Raw genomic sequence first — 370 nt, 5'->3', positions numbered from 1 at the left:
GGCCGTTTACGCGGCGAGGTGGGTGTGAAGCTAGCCAAGCAAGGCTGGCTATCGAATACACAGCCTCAGCACCTCGGACCTGCTGTCATCGCAAAGAAGAGTCCTCTTGCATGCCAGCTTTATTTGTACAAAGGGGCTGATAAGAAACGCAAAGGTAAGAGGCATAGCCGCACGGGTCAAAAGCATTCTGCTCAACACTTATATCAACGTTCAGCGAAAGAGCCATGGATGGATGCTTACCACCAACTTGCCCCCCCATGTTTACTGCAAAACAAGTCGTTAAACTCTACGCTAAACGGATGCAAATCGAAGAATCATTTCGGGACTTAAAAAGCCCTGCTTATGGCTTTGGCTTACGCCATTGCCGGAG

At 49.7% G+C, this 370-nt stretch carries 1 protein-coding gene; it reads left to right on the top strand.

All coding sequences use genetic code 11. The annotated features are described in order from the left end of the window. Positions 1 to 224: 224 nt before the first annotated feature. Positions 225 to 370: transposase (locus Q4519_RS22490; protein ID WP_369293065.1), on the top strand; the 146-nt coding region annotated here is incomplete at its 3' end.

The sequence above is a fragment of the Motilimonas sp. 1_MG-2023 genome (assembly GCF_030547455.1).
In the GTDB taxonomy this organism is placed as follows: domain Bacteria; phylum Pseudomonadota; class Gammaproteobacteria; order Enterobacterales; family CBDFNC01; genus Motilimonas.
This window is presented reverse-complemented; position numbering and strand designations above follow the sequence as displayed.